The sequence below is a fragment of the Streptomyces sp. AMJ-169 genome (assembly GCF_055597585.1).
In genome coordinates, this window is sequence record NZ_JBVLTJ010000009.1 from 370171 (window position 1) to 393245 (window position 23075).

Below are 23075 nucleotides of genomic sequence, written 5' to 3' on the forward strand. Positions count from 1 at the left end.
CGACCTGACCCGACCTGACTCGGCCAGGCCCGGCCAGCAAGCCCAGCCGCCCCGGCCTGCAAGCCCAGCCGGCCTCGCAAGCTCCCCGACTCGACTAGACCGAGCCCGACTCGACCCGCAAGCTCTGCCACCTCGGCCCGCAAGCTCCGCCGATCAGACTCTGCCTGACCCGACCAGGCCCGACCCACAAGCCCAGCCGGCCCCACAAGCTCCCCCGACTCCACCCGGCCGACCCGGCCCGACCCGCGAGCCCAACCCGACCCGACCCGCGAGCCCAGCCGACCCGACCCCTCACCCCCGCTGCCCCAGCCCCCACCCCCCCGCCGGAACTCACCCCCTTCAGGCCAACCCCGCCCCGCCGTCGACGTTCAGGAAAGCCCCGTACGCGAAGCCGGCGTCGTCGCTCGCGAGGAAGGCGACTGCCTCCGCGATCTCGCGCGGGGACCCGAACCGCCGGGCGGGCACCCCTTCCAGGGCGGCTGCCGCGCGCGGATCGCTCGCGGCGGCCTCCTGGTGCTCCTCGGGCACCACCGGACCCGGTACGACCGAGTTGAAGCGGACGCCGGAGGGGCCGTACTGCTTCGCCCATGCCTTGGTGAGGTTGTCCAGGGCGGCCTTGGAGGAGGAGTAGGCGGCGCGGTCGGGGGAGGGCTTGTCGGCGACGAAGGAGCTGACGTTCACCACCGTGCCCCGGCCCCGCTCGGCCATCTCCGGGACCAGCGCGGCGACGAGGAAGAATGGCGCCTTGACGTTGACGCCGTACACCGCGTCGAAGGTCTCCTCCGTCGTCTCGTCGGTGTGACCGGAGGGGAACAGCCCCGCGTTGTTGACCAGGATGTCGATCCGCCCGGTGACGGCCCGAGCTTCCTGCGCCAACTGCCGGGCGCCGTCGGCTGAGGTCAGGTCGGCCCGTACGAAGTCGGCCTTGCCGCCGGTCGCCCTGATCCCGGCCACGACCTCCTCGCCGCGCTCGGCGTCCCGTCCGGAGACGACGACATGCGCGCCCCGGCCGGCCAGCAGCTCGGCGATGGCCCGGCCGATACCGGTGGTCGACCCGGTGACCAGCGCGGTCTCTTCATGCAAAGAGGACATTCCGCAACTCCTACACAGCTCTGAGAAGGGGACACCGCTCGGCCGGCGCCGAGGGTGAAACTCAGTATCACTATAGGCATGCAATCCCAATCATGCGAATGAGGGTCGATAGAGGGACCTTGGCTCCTGAGCTGGTCCTACAGCGTGACCTGCACCGCCCGGGGTTGTTTACTCCGGCGAACGGGGGGTGATGGACAACTCCCGAACAGCCAGCGTGGGTTCACCATCCCCAACCCCCACACCCCCCACATGCCTGATTGCTTCAACCCCCCGTACGACCCCACCCACTTCACCGGCCTCACCACCACCGTCCTCACCCCCCACCGAACCCTCCCCAGCCTCCTCCCCGGCCTCCTCCACGACATCTCCGCGCGCGTCGTCACTGACCCCGACCGCGTCCCTCCCGACACCGACGTCCTCCTCCTGTACGGCACCGGACTCGCCCCCCACCTGCGTAGACTCTCCGCGCGCCCCGGCGGACCGCCCCCGGCCGTCGTCCTCGCGCCCCGCCTCGACTGGCCGGACGTCACCCTCGCCCTGGAGAGCCGCGCCCGCGGCTACCTCCTGGAAGGCCGCTACGCCGCCCTCCTCCCGCACGCCCTGCTCTGCGCCGTCCACGGTGGTTGCGTCCTCGACCCGGCGATCGCCGCCCGCCAGATCCGCAGCGCCGCCGAGGCCCGGGCGCGCGCCCGCGACCGGTACGGTCTGACCCGCGCCGAACACCGGCTCATGGAACTCCTCTGCGCGGGGCGACCGGTACGCGAAGTGGCCGCCGAGCTGTGGCTGACACCGAAGACGGTCCGCAACCAACTCAGCCGGATCTACCGCAAGATGGACGTCGGCTCCCGCTCCCAGGCGATCCTCCGCTGGCTCGACCAGAGCGGGGGCGACCAGAGCGGGGGCGAGGCAGCCGACCAGCTCACGGACAGAGCAGCCGACCAGCTCACGGACGGGGGCGAGGCCAACTGACCCGAGGGGTCGGCAGGGCGCAGCCCCCAGCGCCCAGCGGGCCCCGCGTCAGCTCACACCCCCACCCGCCGCCACCGCAGCAACGCCTGCGCCCGCGAGTTCACCCCCAACTTCTCGTACACCCGCGTCAGATAGTTCCGCACCGTCTTCTCCGTCAGCGCCAGCGCCCCCGCGACCTCCCGCACGCTGTACCCGCGCGCCAGCAGCTCCATCACCTCGTGCTCACGCCGCGTCAGCCGGCCCGGGGCGGCGGGGGCGGCGGTGGCGGTGGCGCGGCGGGGGACCGTCGTGTCCAGTTGCTCCGCCGCGATCAGCGGGTCGAGGACGCAGCCGCCGAGGACCGCGTAGCGCAGGGCCTCGGCGAGGAGGAAGCCGTAGCGGCCCTCCAGGAGGTAGCCGGCCGCGCCGTGGTCGAAGGCCAGGCAGGCGTCGTCGTGGTCGAGGCGGGGCGCGAGGAAGACGGCGGGCGGTATGCCGTCCCGCGTCCGCCGCAGCCGGGCCAGCTCCGGGGCCAGGCCGGGGCCGTGGAAGAGGATCACATCGCCGAGGGGGCCGGTGGCGGCCGGCTCGCGGACCGGGCGCAGCCGGACGCCGGCGGGTACGTCGGGGGCCGGGCCGCCGCCGCTGATCAGGGTGACCGTGAGCGATTTGTTCGTGATCATCCGTCAAGTGTGCACCGATGACGTTTGCCTCTATTGGAGGAAGATCACGTCCGGAGAAGGTGGGACCTGTCCCACTGTTCCACCTTATGGAAGAGCATCACGATGAACATGCGTACGCGTGCCCGTCACGTCGCGGCGGCGACCGTCGTCGCCGCGGCCTCGGCCGTCGCCCTCGCGGCTTCGCCCGCCTCGGCCGCCACGATCACCCAGATCAACGTCAGCGTCTCGGCGATCCCCAGCGGCGCCAACTGTGTGTACATCAGCGACGAGCCGCCGAGCGGCTCCGGCCGCCAGGGCGGCCCCTACAGCTTCAACGCCGGCGGCAGCTTCGAGATCAGCTCCTTCAGCGTCTCCAGCGGCGACACCGTCCGCTTCGAGTGGCACCGGAACAACTGCGGGCCCAACTCCATCATCCGCGTGAACAGCTACACCGCACCGAACACCAACACCTGGAACATCACCTGATCGTTCCGGGCGCGTGAGCCCCAGGGGGTGACCGGTGGGAGAGCCGGTCACCCCCTGGCCTGCTCCCGGACCCGCCGAAAGGGGCATCACTCCCCGTGAGCAGGAGAGCACTGTCGGGCGGAAATGTGACGCGGGAGTTGTCTGAAGTGACCCGGCGGTGTGCGTAGACAAAGGTTCTTCTTGTCAGGCTCGGCGCATGGGGAACTATGAACCATGTGTACCTGACCACCTGCACGTGCTGGTCAGCCAGGAATCGACCACCCTGTCCGAGACGCTCGTGACGGCGCTGCGCTTCCTCGGCTTCGACGCGCACTCCGTGGCCACGGGAGCCGAGACGATGGGCGAGGTGTGCCGGCGCGCACCCGACGTCGTGCTGCTCGACACCGCCCTGCCCGACGGGAGCGGGGTCGAGGTGTGCCGGCAGCTGAGGGCGGCCGGGATCGACGTACCGATCATGTTCCTCAGTGCGCGGACGGACGTCATGGACAAGTGCCACGCGCTGGCCATGGGCGGTGACGACTACGTGACCGTCCCCTTCGACGTCTCCGAGGTGAGCGCGCGGCTGCGGGCGCTGGTGCGGCGGTGCCGGCGCGGCGGCGGGCGGGTTCCGTTCGCGGAGGAGCGGCGGCTGCGCGCGGGCGGGGTCGAGATGGACGAGGACACCCGGGAGGTGTGGGCGCACGGGCATCCCGTCGCGCTCTCCGCGACCGAGTTCGAGCTGCTGCGGCTGCTCCTGCGCAACGCCGGGAAGGTCGTGTCCAAGGGGGAGATCCTCGACACGGTGTGGAACTACGGGTTCCAGGGGGAGTCGGGGGTCGTGGAGACGTACGTGTACACCCTGCGGCGGAAGCTGGACGACTCCGGGCGGTGTCTGATCCGTACGGTCCGGGGGGCGGGGTATCTGGTGCATGCCGCCTGACCCTTGGAGCAGAGGCCGCCCGGTACGCGGAAGGTCCGCAGGTCCTTTGAAGGAACCTGCGGACCTTCCGCATGGGGGCTTCGAAAAGCGCTGGGCCGGCTTCGGCCTCAGAAACGTCGGCTTCGGCCTCAGAAACGTCGGCTCCGGCCTCAGAGACGCCGGCTTCGGCCTCAGCCGATGACCAGCGTGACCGTCCCGCCGTCGTTGGTGCCGTTGGCCGGCAGGACCCGCTGCTCCCAGCGCCAGCCGGTGCTCGGCTTGCGGTGGTGGAACTCGACCGAGCGGCCGAGGGTCCACCAGTAGTCGCTCGCGGTGGTGCAGCCGTGCGGCGCGACGTCCCAGAAGCGGGAGCCGCCCCAGTCGCCGTGCTGGTTCTCGCCGACGAGGTAGAACCGCACCGGCTCATTGGACTGGCTGCACACCTGGATCTGGCCGTACTTGTCGCCGGCCAGGGCCGTACCGGGCGTCGCCAGGACGCCGAGGGCGGCGGCGCCGGCGAGGGCGGCCACGGTGACCTTCTTACGGAGTTTCATGGGGTACCTGATTTCTGAGTGGGGGAGAAAGGAGAGGGACTCGGGGCCCTTTTTCAGGGCCGTATCCCTTTGGCGTGCAGCCAGGCTCCGGCCGCTTTCGAAGGGCTCTCGCCGGAGTTCACCGCCGCCGCCAGACCCGCCAGCTCCCCGGTCGTCAGCACACCGTTGAGCCGGGCCAGTGCCGCCCGCCCGGCAGGGCGCGCACAGGGCGCGCTGATCAGCGGGAAGACGTGCTCCGGCGGGGCCGCGCCCGCGGGATCGGCGAGCACGACCCGGCCCTCGCGGGCGATCTCCGGGTCCGTGCCGCGCAGGAGCTGCACGTCCGCCGCGTCCGACGTGCCGTCCGGGGTGAGCGTGACGCCGTACGCCCGGCGCAGCGCGGTGGCCGAGGGGGCGTCGGGGTCGCGGGCCGCCGCGCCGCCGACGGTCAGGGCGGCGCCCGCCCGGCCGAGGTCGGCGATACCGCGCAGGCCGTGGCGGCGGGCGGCCGGGCCGCTGACGGTGACAGCGACCCCGCGCTGGGCCGCCGCCGGCGGGAGGGCGTCCACGCCGACGGGCAGGGCCATGCTGAGCGTGGTGTCCATGTCACCGGGCTGGACCTGGGCCGGCGGCAGCGCGCCCAGGGTGGTGCTCTCGTACGCCGGGGCGAGGTCGAGCCGGCCCGCGGCGACGGCGCGGACGGTGTCGGGGGCGGACGCGTACCGGGTGGCCGACATCCGCACCCCTTCCCCGGCCGCCGTGAGGAGGTCTCCGTAGAGCGCCGCCACGGCCCGGCTCTCCGGCGAGGCGTCGGTGCCGATCACGGTCGTACCGGCGCAGTCCGAGTGATCGTCGGGTCTGTCGGTGCCGCCGGCCGCGCAGGCGGTGAGGACGGCGAGCGAGCAGACGGCGAGGGCGGCGGCGCGCACAAGGGTCACGGGGACGGCTCCTTCAGCGGGTCAGCCGCAGTGCTGGCGCTTCTCGTCCGCCGTCATCGGCGCGCTCTTGAGGTTGACGTAGCCGGCCCTCGGGTGCGAGGTGTCGAAGCCGGACTCCTCGTAGTTGTTGATGTACCAGTCGAAGTGGCCGTAGTAGCGGTTCTTGAACTGGATCTCGTACCAGCCGAGGACCTTCTGCTTCGGGGTGCCGCGCTCGATCCAGCCCTTGTCGCCGGGCTCCAGGTGCTTCGTGAACGACTCGCTGTCGGTGTGGCTGCGCTCCCAGGAGTGGCCGTAGCTGGCCTGGAAGCTGACCTCGTAGACCTCCGCGAAACCGGCGGTGGCGGTGATCGCGACGCCGATGGAGTCGCTGGAGCCGGTCGTGTCCTCGCCACCGACGCCGAACTCGCCCTCGCCGTTGCCGCAGTTGTAGGTGGGGGAGCCGACCAGGTGGTTCGGGCCGACGTAGTCCGTGAGCTTCTGCGGGTGGAACTTGCAGTAGCTGCTGGTGGTGTTGCAGGCCTGGAGCAGCTGCGGAATGCTCGGCTTGTCCTCGGCGGACGCCGTCGGGGCCATCAGCAGGCCGGTGCCCATGGCGAGAGCGGTGACCGCTCCGGTGGCGGCGGCGAATCGCTTGACGCGACCAGAATTGCGACGTGCCATAACCATGGCCCTTTCCCTTTCAGCGGGGAATCCGGGGTGAATTCCCTTTCGCTGGACTCAATTACACAGGCGCCGCCGCGCCAGGAAATCAACGTGGGATAAGGAAAAGGCTCAGGGTTTTCTGTGGGTAACATGAGAGCTTTCTGAGGGTTCCTTGTGGATCTGAAACGTGGATCTGAACGTGGATCTGAACCTCAGCAGATCTTCCGGTACGGCACCCCCGGCACGTACACCCGCCACTGCGCCGGACTCAGCCCCGTCCCCCCGGTCCGCGCGCACACCCGCGCCGCGACCCGGTCCGGCTTTATGTCGTAGGTCTGGAGCGGGACATGGTCGCCGGCCGCGTACAGCGTCGTGTCGTCGGGGCCGAACGCGAGGGATCTGATCGCGTCGCCGGACGTCGGCAGGGGGCCGCCGAGGGGCTGCTGGGTCGCGGTGTCCCACAGCTGGAGGGTGCCGGCGTCGCCGCCGACGGCGAGGGTGGTGCCGTCCGGGCTGAAGGCGAGGGCGCTGACCAGCTCGGTGAGCTCGCCGAAGGGGGCCGGGAACAGGTTGCGCAGCACCCCGGCGCGCTGCCGGGCCGCCCCGTCCCACAGGCTCACCCGCCCGCTGTGGTCGCCGGCCGCGAGCCGGGAGCCGTCCGGGGCGAAGGCGAGGACGTCCGTGCCGGAGCCCTGGGCGAGGTCGGGGTTGGCGAGCCGCCCCGAGGGCAGGGCGACCGCGCGGTCGTCGCTCAGCAGCAGCCGCCCGTCGGGGCGCAGCGCGAGGCGGATGCCGTCGGCCGCCGGTATCCCGGTGCGGCGCCCGCGCGCGGTGTCCCACGCCTCGGTGCTCAGCACCCCGAGGGACGGCGAGCGCACCGCGTACAGGGTGCGCGCGCCCGCGTCGACGGCCAGGTCGAGGAGGCCGCCGGCCGCTCCCGTCAGGTCCAGCGTGGTCCGCGCCCGGCCCGCGGCCGTGTCCCACAGGGTGACGTACTGGGTGACACCGCCCTGGCCGGGCGCGGCTGTGCCGTAGGCGAGGGCGGAGCCGTCGGGGCTGAACGCCAGCAGCGGCTGCGTGCCGGTGAGCGGGGCGGGCGACGTCGGCGGGCGCGGGGGCGGCAGGGCGGCGGTGACCTTGCCGTCGCGGGTGGCGCGCAGCTGGAAGCGGTAGCCGGAGCGGGCGCGTTCGGCGGTGGCGAGGGTGGCGCCGTCCGCGCTGAGCCAGGCCCCGTCCAGCGGGCGCGCGGCCCAGGCAGGGGTGGCCGCCGCCGACAGGTCGAGGGTGTGGACGGTGCCGCCCTCGAGGTAGCGCAGCAGGGGGCGGGCGGAGTCCCAGGTGATCCGGTCGTACAGGTACTGGTTGTTGAGGGGGTGGCGGAAGACCGGGGACGTGGGGTCGGACAGCCGCCACACCTTGATCTCGTCGGGGTCGGTCACCGCGACGAAGGCGCCGTCCGCGCTCAGCGCCGCGTCGGACGTGCCGGGCGCCGTCGCCAGGTCGGCGAGCTGCCGGCCCGACGCGGTGTCCCACACCCGCAGATCCGTCGCCGACAGGACCGCGAACCGGCCGCGGCCGAGGGTGAGCTGGGCGTGGGTGTCACCGCAGACCCCGGACGCCTTCTCCCAGCCGCCGGGCAGCGGCCGGCCCCGCGCGGCGTCGTACAGGCGCGGCCCCTTCCCGGCGGGGCACACGGCGACCAGCCGGCCGTCGGCGCCGGCCACCGGGCTCACCGTGGTGGACGACGGGGTGGCGAACCGGATCCGGCCGTCGCCCGCCGAACGCACCCGTACGACGCCGTCGCCGACGTCGTTCTCCACCAGGACCCCGCCCCCGCCGGGCACGTCCACCGTCGTGCCGGTCGGCGCCGGCCCGCCCGTCCACCTCTTGGCCGCCGTGTCCCACAGCCGGGTGGTGCCGTCGGGGCGCTGGACGACGAGGAGCCGGCCCTCGGGGGAGACGGACACGACGTACCCGTCGGGGAAGGTGCCCGCGCCCCGCGCGCGGTCGCTCGCCACGTCCCAGGCGCGCCAGGTCAGTCCGCTCACGCTGACCAGCGTGCGGCCGGAGTCGGTGAGGAAACGCGAGGGGCGGTCGCCGGGCGCCGGGTCGGTGAAGGTGTCCGTCTCCGGCTGCGCCAGCGAGCCCAGCAGGGCCCGGCGGGTCTCCGGCAGCGGGGACAGCCGCCAGGCGGCGACCCCGAGGAGCTGCGCGGTGCGAGGGTCGGTCGTGCGCAGCGCGTCGGCGACGTCCGCGAGCCGGCGGGCCGCGTCGTCCGTGTCCCGGTTCAGGTTGTCCCGGTGCTGCTGCCAGGCGGCGAGCCCCGTGATCAGGGCCACCGCCATCACCGCCGACAGCGTTGTCATGAGGACCCGGGCCCGGCGCGTCACCCGCGCCGCGTCCTTGGCCTCCGCCTCCCGCGCCGCCACCCCGGCGGCCAGGAAGTACCGCTCGGTCACGGTCAGCGCCGGGTCGTCCCTGTAGTGGGGGAACAGCTCCTCGGCGCGCGCCAGCCGGGTGCCCCGGTACAGGGCGCCCGGGTCGTGGTCGTGCTCCAGCCACAGCCGGGCCGCCTCCGTCAGCGCCCGGTGGTGGCGCAGCCGCGCGCGGTCCTCGTCGATCCACGCGTGCAGCCGGGGCCAGCTCGTGATCAGCGACTCGTGCGCCAGATGCAGCCCGTCCTCGTCGCCGGTCAGCAGCCGGGCCCGGGTCAGCGCCTCCACGACCGCCGACACGTGCGTGCAGCTCCACTCCTGGAGTTCCGTGTTGCCCAGCGGGCGCCGGGTGTCCGGGGCGCCCTGGCCCGGCTCGACCATCCGCAGCAGCAACTGCCGCGCGGCGCGCTTCTGCTGGTCCGACAGCTCCCCGTACACCGCCTCCGCGCTCGCCGCGATCGCGCCGCGCACCCCGCCGGCCGACTCGTACGCGGCCAGGCTCAGCATCCGGCCGCGCCGCCGCCGCCAGGTCTCCAGCAGGGCGTGCGACAGCATCGGCAGCCCGCCCGGCTCGTCCAGGACCTCCTCGACGATCCGCGCGGTCAGCTCCCGCTCCACCGTCAGCCCCGCTGCCTGCGCCGGCTTCACCACCACGTCCCGCAGCTCGTCCGCGCTCATCGGCCCCACCAGCAGCCCCGCGCCCCCCAGCGCGGCGGCCAGCCCGGAGTGCTCGGCGCAGCGGGCGTAGAAGTCGGCGCGTACGACGATCAGCACGCGCAGCCGGCTCTCCGGGTCCTGGGCCGCCAGCAGCAGGTCGATGAAACGGGACCGCTCCGCCTTGTCCCGGCAGCGGGTGAAGACCTCCTCGAACTGGTCGACCACCACCCAGCTGTCCGGCTCGTCCGGCGCGGGCGCCAGCAGCTTGCCGTAGGTCTCCGCGGGCCGGGCCCCCGGGGTCAGCACCCGCAGCACGGCCGGCCGCTCGCGGCGCTCGATCTGCTCGCGCAGCCGGGGCACCAGACCGGCTCGCAGCAGCGACGACTTCCCGCTGCCCGACGCCCCGAACAGCACCGCGAACCGCTGCTCGCACACCAGCGTGCGCAGCGCCTCGATCAGCCGGTCCCGCCCGAAGAACACGTCCTGGTCGGCCGGTTCGAACCGCGCGAGCCCCCGGTACGGCGGCGGCGCGTCCTCGTCGGTCCTGGGCGCCCCCGCGACCTCGGCCTCCGCCTCCTTCCAGCGTGTCTCCCACTCCCCGAGGTCCCCGTCGCACGCGCGCACATACCCCTGGAGCACCTCGAGCGACGGCAGCCGCTTGCCGGCCGCCGCCTGGGCCAGCGACGCCGCCGAGAAGTGCGCCCGCTCCGCCATCGCCCGGTACGTCGGCCGGCCGGCCGCCTCCCGCAGCTCCCGCAGTCCGTGCGCGAGCCGCTCCACCGGACCGGCCGCCGGATCGACCGGCCGCTCGGGACGCCCCATGAATCCACCGTCTCTTTCTCGCCCCGGTGCCGCGCCGGGGCGCCGTACACCGTGGTGAGCAAGATATGTTCCGGGCTGGTGCGAAGTCATGTGATCTTCGGGAAATGTGGCTTTCCTGACGTCCGGGAACTGGGGGCGCGGCGACGGCGTCAGGGCCTGCCGCTCCAGGAGGAGGCTCAGGGGGCGCCCTCCCCTCAGGGGGCACCCTCCCCCAGCAGCTCCCGCAACGCCCGCTCCTCGTCCGCGCTGAGGCCGGTGACGAAGTGCTGGAGCGCGGCGATCGGGTCGGGGCCCCGGTCCAGCGCCAGGTGCATGGCGTCGGCGGTCGACTCGGCGGCGCCCCGCACCGGGCGGTAGGAGCCCCGGCGCCCGTCGGCGTCCCGGATCACCAGGCCCTTGTCGTACAGCCGCTTCAGGATGGTGTGCACGGTGTTGTACGCGAGGTCGTCGGTCAGCATGAGCTGGATCTCCGCCGGGGACAGCGGGGCCTCGGTGCCCCAGAGAGCGGCGAGGACTTCGCTCTCCAGGGAACCGGCGGGCCTGCGCGAGGAGGGTGTGTCCGGCATGGGGGGTCCTCATCGGGTCACGGGTTCTTCGGGGACGGATTCTTCGGGGACGGGTCTGTCGGGGACGGGTTTCCCGGGAACGGGTTTCTCGCAGGCGCGGGCGACGAGCCGGATCAGCAGGGGGGCGACCAGGACCATCGTGAACAGCCGCAGGCTCTGCACCCCGGAGATCAGGGGGACGTCGGCATGGGTGGCGACGGCGGTGGCGAGCACGGCGTTGATGCCGCCCGGAGTCGTGGCGAGATAGGCGTCGGCCAGCGGGATGCGCGCAGTCACCGCGAGCAGCCAGGCCAGCCCCGCGCAGGCCGCGCTGACGGCGAGGGTGAGCAGTAGCGCGAGGGGGAGCAGCCGCCGTACGCGGGCGAGGGCGGGGCGGGTGAAGCGCAGGCCGATGTCCAGGCCGACGGCCGTGAAGAGCGCGGCGCGCAGTGAGCCGGTGGGGGCGAATCCGCCGGCCGCGCCGCTGACGGTGAGGGCGCCGCTGAGCAGCATCGGGCCGAGCAGGGCGGGGCTGGGCAGCCGGACGCGGGTCCCGAGCCAGAGCCCGGCGCCGGCGACGGTGACGAGAAGGAGGAGCCCGAGGGACTGGTCGGGTCCGTCGACGAGGAGCCACTGCGGATGGGCGGCGGCGCCCCCGGAGCGGGCGGTGGCGAACCACTGCACGAGGAGCGGGGCCGTCGCCGCGACCAGGGCGACGCGCAGGTACTGGAGGAACGCCACCAGCCGGGGATCGGCGTCCAGTTCCTCCGCCGCGGCCACGACGGCCGCCGAACCGCCCGCGACCATCCCGAGCGTCGCGCTGGCGTGGTCGACCCGCCCCACCCGGGTGAGCACGGCGGCCCCGGCGAGCCCGAGCAGCACCGTCGCCCCCGTGACCCCCGTCAGCGCCAGCGCCCGCCCCGACGCCTGCTGGAGGGCGTGGGCGTCGAGGCAGCCGCCCATGAGCACCCCCAGCGCGGCCTGCGTGCACCGGTTCACCCGCGCCGGCAGCTTCCCGCCCCTGAACCCGGCCCCCGCGACCACCAGCCCCGCCAGCAGCGGCCCCAGCAGATGCGCGGCGGGCAGCACCGGCTCGGCCGCCTCCCCCGCCACACAGGCGAGGAGAACGACGAGGGTCCAGAGGGGCCAGATACGGGGAAGCCGGGGCAAGAGTGGTGAAAGGGTCACGTGAGCGACACTACAGCACGTAGTGTTGCGTGCACAGAGAGTGTCACTCGAAAGGATGGTCGACTCACCCCACCCCCCGCCCCCGCTTGAACCGCGCCAGCCCCTCCGACAGCTCCACGATCGGATCCGGATACTCCCCGATCTCCGCCCGCCCCAGCCCCAGCCGCCACGGCTCATGCACCAACGGCCCCTGTACGGACGCCAGTTCAGGCACCCACCGGCGCACGTACACCCCGTCGGGGTCGTACCGCTTCGCCTGGGTCACCGGATTGAGCACCCGGTTGGGGCGCGAGTCCGTCCCCGTCCCCGCCATCCACTGCCAGTTGAGCTGGTTGTTCGCCACGTCCCCGTCGACCAGCCACTGGAGGAAGTGCGCCGCCCCGACGCGCCAGTCGACGTACAGCGTCTTCGTCAGGAAGCTCGCGGTCAGCAGGCGGGCGCGGCCCGGGAGCCAGCCCTCGTGCCGGAGTTGGCGCATCGCGGCGTCGATGACGGGGTAGCCGGTGCGGCCGTCCCGCCACGCCTCGACGTCCTCCCGCGCGTCCGCGTCCGAGCGCCAACGGTCGTGTTTCGTACGGTAGTCGGCGCTCGCGGCGGCCGGGCGGGCGGCGAGGACCTGGCGGTGGAAGTCACGCCACGCCAGCTGCCGCACGAACGCCTCAGTCCCGCGCGCCCGGTGGATCACCTCGACCGGGGAGAGGGTGCCGAAGTGCAGATGCGGGGAGAGCCGGGAGGTCACGTCGGCGGCGAGATCGTCGTGCCCCTCCTCATACGCGGCGGCCCCGGCCCCGGCGCCCCCACCTCCCGTCCCCCCAGCCCCCCGCAGCCACCCCGCCAACCGAGCCCGCCCCGCCGTCTCACCCCCGGCCGTCAGCCCCGGCGACACCACCCCCGAGACCACCGGCAGCCGCTCCGAGCCGACCCCCTCCGGGACCCGTACGACCCGCGGCGCGGGCAGCGGCGTACGCAACGGCCGCAGCGCCCACCGGCGGTAGTACGGCGTGAACACGGCGAAGTGATCGGACCCGGAGCCCGTCGGGAGCAGTGTCCCCGGGGCGACGGCCGCGTTCACCGTGTCGTGCACCCGCAGCTCCACCCCCTGCGCCGCCAGCGCCCGCCGCAGCCCCTCCTCCCTGCGCCGCGCGAGCCGGCTGACGTCGGCCGCCAGGTGCACCTCGCCCGCGCCCGCCTCGGCGGCCACCCGGCACACCTGGCCGACGACGTCCCCGGTGCGTACGACCAGCCGTCCGCCCCGCGCCCGCAGCCCGGCGTCGAGGTCGCGCAGGCAGTCGGCGAGGAACGCCAGCCGGTTGGGCGCGGCGAAGCCGGCGGCATCCACGGCCGGGTCCCGCACGAACAGCGGGACGACCTCGCGGGCGCCGTCCAGCGCGGCCCGCAGCGGCGGATGGTCGTGCAGCCGCAGGTCGGAGGTGAACAGGACGACCGAGACGTTCATGGGGTGCGCTCCGGGAGGCCGGGGAAGAGTGGTCCGCCCCTACGTTTCCGCCTCGCGGGCCCCATCGGGCGCAACCCGGCACATTCCGCTTGCGCGCCGCCTCCCCGTGCGGTGACGTGGGCCCGTGAAGAACAGCGCGGAGAACGGGCGGACGCTCACCACCGACATCCCCGCCCGGCTGGACCGCCTCCCCTGGTCGCGCTGGCACTGGACGGTCGTCGTCGGCCTGGGCACCGTATGGATCCTCGACGGACTGGAGGTCACGGTCGTCGGGAACATCGCGGGCCGGCTCGCCGAGCCGGGCAGCGGGCTCGCGATCTCCTCGGGGCAGATCACCGGTCTGGGCGCCGCGCTGTACGTCGCCGGGGCCTGTGCGGGTGCCTTGTTCTGGGGGCGGCTGACGGACACGTTCGGCCGCAAGAAGCTTTTCATGGTCACTCTCGCGGTGTATCTCGCGGCCACCGCGTTGACGGCCGTCTCCTGGGAGGCGTGGTGGTTCCTCCTGTTCCGCTTCCTCACCGGGTTCGGCATCGGCGGTGAGTACGCGGCCATCAACTCCGCGATCGACGAACTGATCCCGGCCGACTACCGGGGCCGCGTCGACCTGATCATCAACGGCAGTTTCTGGCTGGGCGCGGTCGGCGGCTCGCTCCTGTCGATCGTCGCGCTCAATACCGATTACCTTCCGGAGGACGTCGGCTGGCGCCTCACCTTCGCCCTGGGCGCCGTACTCGCCCTCGTCATCCTCCTCGTCCGCCGGCACGTCCCCGAGAGCCCCCGCTGGCTGCTGATCCACGGGCGCGAGCGCGAGGCGGAGGAGATCGTCGCCGGGATCGAGCGGAGCGTCGAGGCGGAGAAGGGCGTACGGCTGCCGCCGCCCGCCGGTGAGCTGGTGATCCGGCAGCGCGGCGCGGTGACGTTCGCCGAGATCGCGCACACCGTCTTCGGCCGCTACCGCAGACGGGCCGTCCTCGGCTTCTCCCTCTTCGTCGGCCAGGCGTTCCTCTACAACGCGATCACCTTCGGTTTCGGCGCGATCCTGACCACGTTCTACGACGTCCCCACCGACCGTACGGGCTACTACTTCGCCGTCATCGCGGTCGGGAACTTCTGCGGGCCCCTGCTGCTGGGGCGGCTGTTCGACACCGTCGGCCGGCGGATCATGATCTCCTCGACCTACCTCCTGTCCGGCGTCCTCCTCTTCGGCACGGCCTGGCTCTTCGGCCGGGGCTCCCTGGACGCGGCCGGCCTCACCGCCTGCTGGTGCGCGGTGCTGTTCTTCGCGTCGGCGGGCGCCTCCAGCGCCTATCTCACCGTCTCCGAGATCTTCCCGATGGAGACGCGGGCCATGTCCATCGCCTTCTTCTACGCCCTCGGCACGGCGGCCGGCGGCATCAGCGGGCCGCTGCTGTTCGCCGACCTCACGAACACCGGCCGCACCGGTGACACCGTCCTCGCCTTCTCGATCGGCGCGATCCTGATGTGCGCGGCGGGTCTGGTCGCGGCGGTGCTGGCGGTCGCCGCGGAGCGCCGGTCGCTGGAGGACATCGCGCGTCCGCTGACGGCGGTGCCGGCCGAGGAGACGGCGGTGTCCGCTGAAGGGACCTGAGGGGCGGCTCGGCCGGAGTCCTCCTCCGGTCCCTCCCGCGGTCCCTCTCCCGGTTGACCCGACCCCGCCGACCGGCGGGGGCGGACCGGACATCCGCCGGATGGGCGCGGGCCCGCCGGACAGGGAGGCTGGAGTCATGGAACAGCGCATACAGCGGCCGAACCGCAAGAAGGGCTGGCGGGAAGGGGTCTTCCTGACCGTCGCGGCAGGATTCGTCGTCCTGGCGGTGATCCGGCCCGACCTGTACGGGGGGCTGGTGCAGCACTTCGCGGCGACGGTGTCGCACTGGGTCCACTAGGCTCAGCGAAAGTCTGATTTGCCTATTTAGACCCCGTTTTCCGCCCCCTTTGCCGTCTCGTTTTGTCACCACCCCGCACGAACCGAAAGCCCCAAGTGATCCCCACAGTCCTGGCCGCCGCGGTGATGGCGCTCCTGCGCTCCCTCGCCGCGCTGCGCCTCCAACGCTGGCAGCTCGGCGCCCCGGCGACCATGGTGCTGGCCGGGATCCTGGTCGGGTTCGGGGTCGAGAACTCCTTCGTGGTCATCCTCAACACCGAGGTCGCCCAGCACGTCGCCGAGATCATCCTCGCGTTCCTGCTCTTCGTGGACGCGACGGAGGTGCGCGGCGGGCGGCTCTGGGGGACCTCGCCGCGGCTGGTCGGCCGGGTGCTGCTGGTGGCGATGCCGCTGAGTCTCGGTGCGGCGATGCTGCTCGGGAAGCTGGCGTTCCCCGGGCTGTCCTGGGCGCTGATGCTGGTGATCGCCTGTGTCGTCGTACCCATCGACTTCGCGCCGAGCGAGGGGGTGGTGCGTGATCCGCGGCTGTCGGTGCGGGTGCGCAGTGTGCTGAACGTGGAGAGCGGCTACAACGACGGCATCGTGTCCCCGCTGTTCCTCTTCGCGCTCATCCTCGCGGGGGGCAGCAGTTCGGCCGTCTCGGATCCGGCGGACGCGCTGACGACGGCCGCGGGGCAGGCGGTGAAGGCGATCCTGATGGGGCTGGTCGTGGGGTCCCTGATCGCGTGGCTGCTGCACCGGGCGGCGGGGGCGGGCTGGACGACGGCCCAGTCGCGGCGGGTCGCGGTCCTCCTCACGCCGCTCATCGCCTACACGGCCGGGGTGGAGGCCGGGGGGAACGGGTTCGTCGCCTCCTTCGTCTGCGGTATCGCGTTCCGGTACGTCTATCGGGTGCTCGCCGCGCGGCGGACGCGGGACTCGCGGGGCGCCGATGACTCCGCTGCCCGGTCGCAGGAGGTGAGCCTCCTTGAGGACGTCACCGGTCTCATGACCATGAGCATGTGGTTCGTGGTCGGTATCGCGGCCGTGGTGATCTTCTCGATCGGCGTGACCTGGCAGTCGGTCCTGTTCGCCCTGGCGGCCCTGACGATCGTCCGTGTCCTCCCCGTCCTGCTCTCCCTCCTGGGCTCCCCCCTCCCCTTCCGCGACCGCCTCCTCCTGGGCCTCCTGGGCCCCCGCGGCACCACCACCATCGTCTTCGGCCTCATCGCCTACAACAGCCTGCCGGACGGGGTACGGGCGGACACGGTGCTGGAGACGACGGTGCTGTGTGTGCTGGGGAGTGTGCTGTTGCATGGGATGGGGTCGGAGGGGGTTATCAAGAGGATGGGGGGAGGGGCGGGGCGCCGGTGAGGTGGGCGACTTCGGTTCAGGGTGCCGGCTTCGCCGGGGTGAACAGGAGGCTCAGGCCCTGCCAGAGGGGCATGACCCGGATGGGGGTGGGGGAGTGGCGGGGGGTGGTGCGGGGCTTGGGGGCGGGGGTGGTGGTCGTGTGCGGCATGGCTTGCTCCTGTCCGGAGGGGACTCCGAGACCGTCTCGGAAGTTCGTGGAACAACCATCCCGCCGTGGCGCCTGCCGGACGAGGGTGCTGTCCCCTCAGGTGTGAGTGGAGTCCGCTCCACCATGCGAGGGGGGCTCCATCTTGGACGCCCCGCTTCCGCCCGACCCGCACTTGCCGATCTCCACCGAACCCACAAAAAGATTACTTGACTCAAGTAAATTGAATATGATTGCGTGAGTGAAGTAATTGAGGCATCGGGGAGACACAGTGAAACGCATCCTCATCGTCGGCGCCTCCGCCGCCGGGCTCGCGGCGGCGGAGACTCTTCGCAGGGAGGGGTACGACGGCACGCTGACCCTCGTCGGAGACGAACCGCACACCCCGTACGACCGTCCGCCGCTGTCCAAGCAGGTGCTCGCGGGGGAGTGGGAGCCGGAGCGGGTGGCGCTGCGCGGCGCCGCCGATCTGGAAGGACTCGGCGTCGAGCTGCGGCTGGGCTCGGCGGCGACCGGGCTCGAACTCGAGCCCCGCACCGTGGAGTTGGCGGACGGCTCGCAACTCCCGTACGACGGGCTGGTCATCGCGACCGGCGTACGGGCGCGCCGGCTGCCGGGGGAGGGCGCGCACGTGATGCGCACCCTCGGCGACGCCCTGACCCTGCGCGACCGGCTCGCGCCAGGACGCCGGCTCGTGGTGGTCGGCGCCGGCTTCCTCGGCGCCGAAGTCGCCTCCGTGGCCCGCAAGTTGGGCGCAGAAGTCACACTGCTGGAGCCCGCCGCCGTCCCGCTGGCCCACGCGGTCGGCACGGACGTCGGCCGCGTCCTCGCGCAGGCCCACGTCGACCAGGGCGTCGACCTGCGCTGCGGCGTCATGGTGAGCGAGGTGACCGAGGACGGCGTACAACTCGCCGACGGCGAACGGATCGACGCCGACGAAGTGCTCGTCGCCGTCGGCTCGCAGCCCAACGTCGAGTGGCTGGCCGGCAGCGGCCTGACCGTTCAAGACGGCCTGGTCTGCGACGAGTTCTGCGCCGCCGCACCCGGCGTGTACGCCGCCGGCGACGTCGCCCGCTGGCACAACCCCCTCTTCGGCACCTCCATGCGGATCGAACACCGCACCAACGCCGCCGAACAGGGCATGGCCGCCGCCCGCAACCTCCTGAACCCCGAGGCGCGCAAGCCCTTCGCGCCGGTGCCGTACTTCTGGTCCGACCAGTACGACATGAAGGTCCAGGCCTACGGCTATCTGCGCGGCCACGACGAAGTCGCCGTCGTAGAAGGCGACTTGGACCAGCGGCGATTCGTCGCCGCGTACCGCACCGGTGACCGCGTCAGCGGCGCCCTCGCGGTCGGTATGCCGCCCAAGGCGATACGGCAGTGGCGGCAGGCCATCGCCGTCGGGGCGAGCTGGCGGGATGCCGTCAGCGCCGGTTGATCCGCCCCCCTCTCTCCTATTCCCCCACTGATCCAAGGAGACCCCCCACATGACCAGCGACAACGTACTCGACTACCCCTTCGACCAGCCCAGCGCGCTCGACGTGCCCGCTGAGTGGGCCGAAGCCCGCGCGAAGTGTCCGGTGGCGCACATCCGGATGCCCAGCGGCGACGTCGCCGGTCTCGTCACCGGCTACGACGAGGCCCGCACCCTGCTCTCCGACCCCCGCTTCAACCGGCGCCTGGACAAACAGGGCGCCGCCCGTACCTCGACCACCGAGGACGGCGGGATGTTCAACCGCGAGAACAAGGCCCTCTCCGGGATGATGGGCGACGGGCACCGGCGCTACCGGCGGCTGCTCAGCTCGGCGTTCACCGTGAAGAAGATGGAGGCCTGGCGCCCCCGCATCCAGCGGATGACCGACGACCTGCTCGACGCGATGCTCGCCAAGGGCGGCCCCGTCGACCTGCGCGCCGAGTTCGCGCTCACCCTCCCCGTCCAGGTCATCTGCGCCCTCCTCGGCGCCCCGGCCGAGGACCAGGACCGCTTCGCGCACTGGTCCGAGGTGTACATGACGACGACGAAGTACACCCAGGCCGAAGTCGACGAAGCCCGCCGGGAGTTCGAGACGTACGCCTCCGCGCTGATCGAGGAGAAGCGCGCCAACCCCGGGGAGGACCTGCTCAGCGAGCTGACGCAGATCTCCGACAGCGAGGACGGCCGGCTCAGCCACGAGGAGCTCATCACCAGCGTCGTCGGCATCCTCGTCGCCGGGCACGAGACCACCTCCAACATGATCGCCAAGATGACCGCGATGCTGCTGGCGGACCGGCAGCTCTACGAGGCGATCCTGGAGGAGCCGGCGCTCGTGCCGGGCGCGGTCGAGGAGGCCCTGCGCATGGACCCCGTCGGGGGGCTCGGCATCCCGCGGTTCATCTCCGAGGACATCGAGGTCGGCGGCGAGCCCGTGGCCGCCGGCACGACCCTGTTCGTCAACCTCAGCGCCGCCGACCGCGACGAGCGCAAGTTCCCCGACCCCGACCGCTTCGACCCGCGCCGCGCCAACGCCCAGCAGCACCTCGCGTTCAGCGCGGGGCCGCGGTTCTGCGTCGGGCAGACGCTCGCCCGGGTGGAGCTCCAGGTCGTGCTCGACACGTTCGTCCGGCGGCTGCCGGAACTGCGGCTGCGGGACGCGGCGGACGGCCTGCGGATCCGTACCGGCGTCGTGGCCACCGGGCTCGAGGAGCTGTGGGTCACGTGGTGACCGGCGCCGGCCGGCCGTAGCGATCATCGGAACGTCACAGAAACAGGGAACCCCCATGAAAATCACCATCGACGAAGAGCTGTGCTGTGCGAGCGGGCTGTGCACCATCAAGGCCGGCGAGGTCTTCGACCAGCGGGACGAGGACGGGATCGCCATCCTGCTGACCGAGGTGCCTGAGCCGGACCAGTACGACGACGTGCGGGAGGCCGCGGCCGTCTGCCCCGCAGCGGCGATCCACCTCGCCGACTGAGCCGAGCGCACGCCGCGATGATGTGAACCCCGGGTCATCGGCCCGGGGTTCCCTCATGCCGCCCCACCCCTCCTCGACACCCCCAGCAACTCCCCCGCCGGCCCCGACAACCCCTTCCCCGGCTCCCACACCGCCCGCAGCACCCGATGCAGCCGCACCCCCTCCACCTCGACCGCCACCAGCCGCCGGTCCGCGAGATCGGTCCGCACCGCGAGCTCGCTGAGCACCGCGGGCCCGGTCCCGGCGAGGACCGCGTTGCGTACGGCCGTCGCCGAGCCCAGTTCGAGCAGCGGGCGGGGCGCGCCCGTACCGGCCCGGCGCAGCGCCTGGTCCAGGGTCTCGCGGGTGCCCGAACCCCGCTCGCGCAGGACCAGCGGGGCGGCCGACAGCTCGGCGGGGGTCAGCGGGCGGCGCCGGCGCGTCCAGGGGTGGCCGGGGGCGACGACCACCAGGAGGCGGTCGTCGGCGACCCGGCGGGCGGTGAGACCGGGCGGCGCCTGCGGGGACTCGATGAAACCGAGGTCCGCCGCGCCCTCGCGCAGCAGCTCCGGGACCCGCTCGCTGTTGGTCACCTGAAGCCCCACGTACAGCTCGGGCCGCAGCCGCCGTAGCTCGCCCAGCCAGCCCGGCATCAGGTACTCGGCCACCGTCATGCTCGCCGCCACCCGCAGCTCGGCGTCCCGCTCGGTGCGCAGCGCCCGCGCGCCGGTCAGCAGGCCCTCCAGCTCCTGGAGCACCTGCTGCGCCCAGCCCGCGACGGCCTGGCCCGCGTCGGTCAGCCGCGAACCGCGCCGCGTCCGCTCCACCAGCACCAGACCGAGCCGGCGCTCCAGCGTCGACAGCCGCTTGCTCGCCGACGGCTGCGCGATCCCGAGCCGCTGCGCCGCCGCGCCGAGACTCCCGGTCTCCCCGACGAGGACGAGCAGACGCAACGACTCCGGATCCGGCAACTCACTCATAGCCCCAGGGTATGGCGTCGGTCATTCCCTACAGCTATGACGTGCGCGCCGATCGACGGCTACCGGAGCGCAGGTCGGCAGCCGACGATCAGGGACATGACCGTCATCCCCCGCCCCGCCACGGCCCCGCCCGCCTCAGGACTGGCTCCCGGGCTGCTCACCGCTGCCCTCGGCACGGCTGTCGCGTTCGCCGTCACCACGCTCCTGCCCGCCGTGAGCGCCCTGACGGCGGCGGTCGTCCTCGGGGTCGCCGTCGGCGGTCTGCTCCCCGAGCGGACCCGGGCCGGTATGCGGTGGGTGAGCAGGAAGTCCCTGCGGCTCGGCGTCGTCCTGCTCGGTCTGCAACTCGGGCTCGGCCAGGTCCTCGGGCTCGGCGCGGGCATGGTGGCGGCGGTCGTGGTCACCGTCCTGGTGTCCTTCGGCGGGACGCTGCTGCTCGGCCGGCTGCTCGGGGTGCCGCGCGGGCTGACGCTGATGGTCGCGACCGGGTTCTCCATCTGCGGGGCGTCGGCGATCGCCGCGATGGACAGCGTCACGGACACCGACAAGGAGGAGGTCGCGACCGCCGTCACCCTCGTCACCCTGTACGGCAGCGCCGCGATCGCGTTCGTGCCGTTCCTCGGCGGCGTGCTCGGCATGAGCGACGCGCGCGTCGGCGCCTGGGCCGGGCTCTCCGTGCACGAGGTCGCGCAGGTCGTCGCCGCCGCCTCCCCGGCCGGGCAGGCGGCGGTCGCCCTCGCCGTCGTCGTCAAGCTGACCCGTGTCGTGCTGCTCGCCCCGATGGTCGCGGGCGTCGGTGTCGCGCGCCGCGACCGGAGCCAGGGCGGCGGGCGCCCCGCGCTCGTCCCGCTCTTCGTCGCCGGCTTCCTCGCGACGATGGCCGTACGCAGCACGGGGCTCGTCCCGCAGGCCGTCCTGGCCCCGGCCAAGGACGTCACCACGCTGCTGTTCGCCGCCGCCCTGTTCGCGCTGGGCAGCGGGGTCAGGGTCGGCGCGCTGCTGCGGACCGGGCGGCGGGGGCTGGCGCTGGGCGCGCTGTCGACGGTGCTGGTCGCGACGGTCGGGTACGGGGCGCTCGCGGTGGCGGGGGGTGCGTGAGCGTACGGCGGCGTTCTAGGGCATGGCCGCGCACGCCGCCTGTCTCACCAGGTCACAGGCAGCTCGTACAGCCCGTACACGATGCCGTCCTCCTTGAAGCGGAGCTTCTCCAGGCCGGTCGCGAGGCGCAGGGTGGGGACGCGGCGGAACAGGGTGTTGAAGACGACCTGGAGTTCGAGGCGGGCGAGCGGCTGGCCCAGGCACTGGTGGATGCCGAAGCCGAAGGCCTGGTGGCGGCGGGCTTCGCGGGTGAGGTCGAGGCGGCCGGGGTCGGGGAACATGTCGTCCTGCCAGTTGGCGGTGACGCTGGGCAGGATGATGCCCTCGCCGGCGCGGATCGTCGTACCGGCGACCTCGATGTCCTCCAGGGCGATCCGGCGGTTGCCGATGTGGATGATCGTCAGGTAGCGCAGGAGTTCGTCCACCGCGCGGGCGAGGACCCGCGGGTCGTCGGTGTCGCGGACGATCGCCAGCTGGTCGGGGTGCTCCAGCAGCGCCGCCACCCCCAGCGAGATCATGTTCGCGGACGTCTCGTGCCCCGCGCCGAGCAGCAACAGGCCCATGGCGGCGGCCTGTTGATGGGTGAGGTCGCCGGTGCGGACCCGGTCGGCCAGCTCGGACAGGAGGTCGTCGGCCGGGTCGGCGAGCTTCTTGTCGATCTGCCCCGCGACGTACTCCAGCAGCGCCCCGCTCGCCGCCCGCGACTCCTCCGGCGACACGTCGTGCCGCAGCCCCACCTCGCTCTGGTGCTGGAAGAACTCGTGGTCCTCGTACGGGACTCCGAGCATCTCGCAGATGACCAGCGAGGGCAGCGGGAGCGACAACGCCTGTACCAGGTCGGCGGGTTTGGGGCCGGCCAGCATCGCGTCGATGAACTCGTCCGTCATCCGCCGCACCGCCGGACGCAGCGCCTCGATCCGCCGGAGCGTGAAGGAACCGGTCAGCATCCGGCGGGTGCGGGCGTGCTCGGGGTCGTCCAGGTTGAGGAACGACGGCTGCGTGCCGCGCTCCCCGATCTCCTTGAACGCCTCGTTGAGGTAAGGGAATCCGCTCTTCCTGACGTCCACGCTGACCCGCTGGTCGGCGAGGACGGCCCGCTGGTCCTCGTGCCGGGTCACCAGCCACGGGGTGCTGCCGTCCCAGATGCGGACCTTGGAGACCGGGTGCTCGGCGTGCGCGCGGCGCAGCGCGGGCGGGGGCGCGAAGGGGCAGGCGGGGTCCCGGGGCGGGGGGAAGTCGGGGACGGCGGAGGCGGTCGTGGAGGTGGAGGCGGGGGCGCTCACGGCGGTCCTAATCCGTGTGTAGGAATCCCAGCCGGGCCCCGGCGGGGTGGCTGGTCTTGCTGATGGACGGGTTC

General features: G+C 72.9%; 22 protein-coding genes. 10 read left to right on the plus strand and 12 right to left on the minus strand.

The genetic code is table 11. The features are described 5' to 3' along the window. Nucleotides 1-339: 339 nt before the first annotated feature. Complete coding sequence (locus ACYUD3_RS23985) at nt 340-1092, minus strand: SDR family NAD(P)-dependent oxidoreductase (RefSeq protein WP_470973151.1); 753 nt, start codon at nt 1090-1092, stop codon at nt 340-342. Nucleotides 1093-1341: 249 nt separating this feature from the next. Here ACYUD3_RS23985 and ACYUD3_RS23990 point away from each other — a divergent pair, with 249 nt between their 5' ends. Then, nucleotides 1342-2061 (plus strand): helix-turn-helix transcriptional regulator, encoded by a 720-nt coding sequence (locus ACYUD3_RS23990; protein WP_470973154.1) that lies wholly within the window; start codon nt 1342-1344, stop codon nt 2059-2061. Nucleotides 2062-2114: 53 nt separating this feature from the next. Here ACYUD3_RS23990 and ACYUD3_RS23995 read toward each other — a convergent pair whose 3' ends face one another. Then, nucleotides 2115-2723: a helix-turn-helix transcriptional regulator gene (locus ACYUD3_RS23995; RefSeq protein ID WP_470973156.1), complete on the minus strand. Its 609-nt coding sequence runs from the start codon at nt 2721-2723 to the stop codon at nt 2115-2117. 102 nt (nt 2724-2825) lie between these two features. Here ACYUD3_RS23995 and ACYUD3_RS24000 point away from each other — a divergent pair, with 102 nt between their 5' ends. Next, nucleotides 2826-3188 carry a hypothetical protein gene (locus ACYUD3_RS24000; RefSeq protein ID WP_470973159.1) on the plus strand — a complete coding sequence of 121 codons (363 nt, stop codon included), beginning with the start codon at nt 2826-2828 and terminating at the stop codon, nt 3186-3188. Between the two features lie 235 nt (nt 3189-3423). Continuing rightward, nucleotides 3424-4107 (plus strand): response regulator transcription factor, encoded by a 684-nt coding sequence (locus tag ACYUD3_RS24005; protein ID WP_470973162.1) that lies wholly within the window; start codon nt 3424-3426, stop codon nt 4105-4107. Nucleotides 4108-4277: 170 nt separating this feature from the next. Here ACYUD3_RS24005 and ACYUD3_RS24010 read toward each other — a convergent pair whose 3' ends face one another. The 7 genes from ACYUD3_RS24010 to ACYUD3_RS24040 form a co-directional block, all read right to left on the minus strand. Beyond that, nucleotides 4278-4640 carry a hypothetical protein gene (locus ACYUD3_RS24010; RefSeq protein ID WP_470973165.1) on the minus strand — a complete coding sequence of 121 codons (363 nt, stop codon included), beginning with the start codon at nt 4638-4640 and terminating at the stop codon, nt 4278-4280. 53 nt (nt 4641-4693) lie between these two features. Continuing rightward, the gene (locus ACYUD3_RS24015; protein WP_470973167.1) at nt 4694-5557 is read right to left on the minus strand and encodes a glycine betaine ABC transporter substrate-binding protein; all 864 of its coding nucleotides are present in this window, start codon (nt 5555-5557) and stop codon (nt 4694-4696) included. A 21-nt stretch (nt 5558-5578) separates the two neighbouring features. After that, on the minus strand, nt 5579-6226 hold the full coding sequence (locus ACYUD3_RS24020; protein ID WP_470973170.1) for a hypothetical protein: 648 nt from the start codon (nt 6224-6226) through the stop codon (nt 5579-5581). A gap of 188 nt (nt 6227-6414) precedes the next feature. Beyond that, on the minus strand, nt 6415-10116 hold the full coding sequence (locus tag ACYUD3_RS24025; RefSeq protein ID WP_470973173.1) for an nSTAND1 domain-containing NTPase: 3702 nt from the start codon (nt 10114-10116) through the stop codon (nt 6415-6417). Nucleotides 10117-10310: 194 nt separating this feature from the next. Then, the gene (locus ACYUD3_RS24030; RefSeq protein WP_470973175.1) at nt 10311-10682 is read right to left on the minus strand and encodes a BlaI/MecI/CopY family transcriptional regulator; all 372 of its coding nucleotides are present in this window, start codon (nt 10680-10682) and stop codon (nt 10311-10313) included. 9 nt (nt 10683-10691) lie between these two features. Then, complete coding sequence (locus ACYUD3_RS24035) at nt 10692-11849, minus strand: AbrB family transcriptional regulator (RefSeq protein WP_470973178.1); 1158 nt, start codon at nt 11847-11849, stop codon at nt 10692-10694. 64 nt (nt 11850-11913) lie between these two features. Then, complete coding sequence (locus tag ACYUD3_RS24040) at nt 11914-13305, minus strand: cryptochrome/photolyase family protein (RefSeq protein ID WP_470973181.1); 1392 nt, start codon at nt 13303-13305, stop codon at nt 11914-11916. Between the two features lie 124 nt (nt 13306-13429). Between ACYUD3_RS24040 and ACYUD3_RS24045 the strand changes: the two genes are divergently transcribed. From ACYUD3_RS24045 to ACYUD3_RS24055, 3 genes are all read left to right on the plus strand, one after another. Beyond that, nucleotides 13430-14914 (plus strand): MFS transporter, encoded by a 1485-nt coding sequence (locus tag ACYUD3_RS24045; protein WP_470973183.1) that lies wholly within the window; start codon nt 13430-13432, stop codon nt 14912-14914. A 136-nt stretch (nt 14915-15050) separates the two neighbouring features. Further along, nucleotides 15051-15212, plus strand: coding sequence for a hypothetical protein (locus tag ACYUD3_RS24050; protein ID WP_470973185.1), 162 nt, complete (start codon nt 15051-15053; stop codon nt 15210-15212). A 95-nt stretch (nt 15213-15307) separates the two neighbouring features. After that, a complete protein-coding gene (locus ACYUD3_RS24055) occupies nt 15308-16564 on the plus strand; it encodes a cation:proton antiporter domain-containing protein (RefSeq protein ID WP_470973187.1) in 1257 nt (418 codons plus the stop codon). A gap of 16 nt (nt 16565-16580) precedes the next feature. On the opposite strand, the gene ACYUD3_RS24060 is transcribed toward ACYUD3_RS24055, so the two are convergent. Further along, a complete protein-coding gene (locus tag ACYUD3_RS24060) occupies nt 16581-16712 on the minus strand; it encodes a hypothetical protein (protein ID WP_470973190.1) in 132 nt (43 codons plus the stop codon). Nucleotides 16713-16980: 268 nt separating this feature from the next. On the opposite strand from ACYUD3_RS24060, the gene ACYUD3_RS24065 reads away from it, so the two are divergent. The 3 genes from ACYUD3_RS24065 to ACYUD3_RS24075 are packed head-to-tail and all read left to right on the plus strand — an operon-like array spanning nt 16981 to nt 19661. Continuing rightward, the gene (locus tag ACYUD3_RS24065) at nt 16981-18147 is read left to right on the plus strand and encodes an NAD(P)/FAD-dependent oxidoreductase (protein WP_470973193.1); all 1167 of its coding nucleotides are present in this window, start codon (nt 16981-16983) and stop codon (nt 18145-18147) included. Nucleotides 18148-18196: 49 nt separating this feature from the next. Continuing rightward, nucleotides 18197-19411, plus strand: a complete 1215-nt coding sequence (locus ACYUD3_RS24070; RefSeq protein ID WP_470973196.1) for a cytochrome P450 — start codon at nt 18197-18199, stop codon at nt 19409-19411. 55 nt (nt 19412-19466) lie between these two features. Continuing rightward, nucleotides 19467-19661, plus strand: a complete 195-nt coding sequence (locus ACYUD3_RS24075) for a ferredoxin (protein WP_470973198.1) — start codon at nt 19467-19469, stop codon at nt 19659-19661. Nucleotides 19662-19714: 53 nt separating this feature from the next. Here ACYUD3_RS24075 and ACYUD3_RS24080 read toward each other — a convergent pair whose 3' ends face one another. After that, the gene (locus ACYUD3_RS24080; protein ID WP_470973201.1) at nt 19715-20620 is read right to left on the minus strand and encodes a LysR family transcriptional regulator; all 906 of its coding nucleotides are present in this window, start codon (nt 20618-20620) and stop codon (nt 19715-19717) included. A gap of 96 nt (nt 20621-20716) precedes the next feature. Between ACYUD3_RS24080 and ACYUD3_RS24085 the strand changes: the two genes are divergently transcribed. Beyond that, nucleotides 20717-21718, plus strand: coding sequence for a YeiH family protein (locus ACYUD3_RS24085; protein WP_470973204.1), 1002 nt, complete (start codon nt 20717-20719; stop codon nt 21716-21718). A 44-nt stretch (nt 21719-21762) separates the two neighbouring features. Here the strand turns inward: ACYUD3_RS24085 and ACYUD3_RS24090 are convergent, their stop codons facing one another. Next, entirely contained in the window at nt 21763-23001 is a 1239-nt protein-coding gene (locus tag ACYUD3_RS24090) for a cytochrome P450 (protein ID WP_470973206.1), read from the minus strand. Between the last annotated feature and the right edge of the window lie 74 nt (nt 23002-23075).

Bases quoted from the DNA above. Each gene is read 5' to 3' on its own strand.
- ACYUD3_RS24075 (WP_470973198.1), top strand. From the start codon at position 19,467: ATGAAAATCACCATCGACGAAGAGCTGTGCTGTGCGAGCGGGCTGTGC.
- ACYUD3_RS23990 (WP_470973154.1), top strand. From the start codon at position 1,342: ATGCCTGATTGCTTCAACCCCCCGTACGACCCCACCCACTTCACCGGC.
- ACYUD3_RS24080 (WP_470973201.1), bottom strand. From the start codon at position 20,620: ATGAGTGAGTTGCCGGATCCGGAGTCGTTGCGTCTGCTCGTCCTCGTC.
- ACYUD3_RS24030 (WP_470973175.1), bottom strand. From the start codon at position 10,682: ATGCCGGACACACCCTCCTCGCGCAGGCCCGCCGGTTCCCTGGAGAGC.
- ACYUD3_RS24060 (WP_470973190.1), bottom strand. From the start codon at position 16,712: ATGCCGCACACGACCACCACCCCCGCCCCCAAGCCCCGCACCACCCCC.
- ACYUD3_RS24000 (WP_470973159.1), top strand. From the start codon at position 2,826: ATGAACATGCGTACGCGTGCCCGTCACGTCGCGGCGGCGACCGTCGTC.
- ACYUD3_RS24025 (WP_470973173.1), bottom strand. From the start codon at position 10,116: ATGGGGCGTCCCGAGCGGCCGGTCGATCCGGCGGCCGGTCCGGTGGAG.
- ACYUD3_RS24010 (WP_470973165.1), bottom strand. From the start codon at position 4,640: ATGAAACTCCGTAAGAAGGTCACCGTGGCCGCCCTCGCCGGCGCCGCC.
- ACYUD3_RS24085 (WP_470973204.1), top strand. From the start codon at position 20,717: ATGACCGTCATCCCCCGCCCCGCCACGGCCCCGCCCGCCTCAGGACTG.
- ACYUD3_RS24050 (WP_470973185.1), top strand. From the start codon at position 15,051: ATGGAACAGCGCATACAGCGGCCGAACCGCAAGAAGGGCTGGCGGGAA.
- ACYUD3_RS23995 (WP_470973156.1), bottom strand. From the start codon at position 2,723: ATGATCACGAACAAATCGCTCACGGTCACCCTGATCAGCGGCGGCGGC.
- ACYUD3_RS24020 (WP_470973170.1), bottom strand. From the start codon at position 6,226: ATGGTTATGGCACGTCGCAATTCTGGTCGCGTCAAGCGATTCGCCGCC.
- ACYUD3_RS24040 (WP_470973181.1), bottom strand. From the start codon at position 13,305: ATGAACGTCTCGGTCGTCCTGTTCACCTCCGACCTGCGGCTGCACGAC.
- ACYUD3_RS24070 (WP_470973196.1), top strand. From the start codon at position 18,197: ATGACCAGCGACAACGTACTCGACTACCCCTTCGACCAGCCCAGCGCG.
- ACYUD3_RS23985 (WP_470973151.1), bottom strand. From the start codon at position 1,092: ATGTCCTCTTTGCATGAAGAGACCGCGCTGGTCACCGGGTCGACCACC.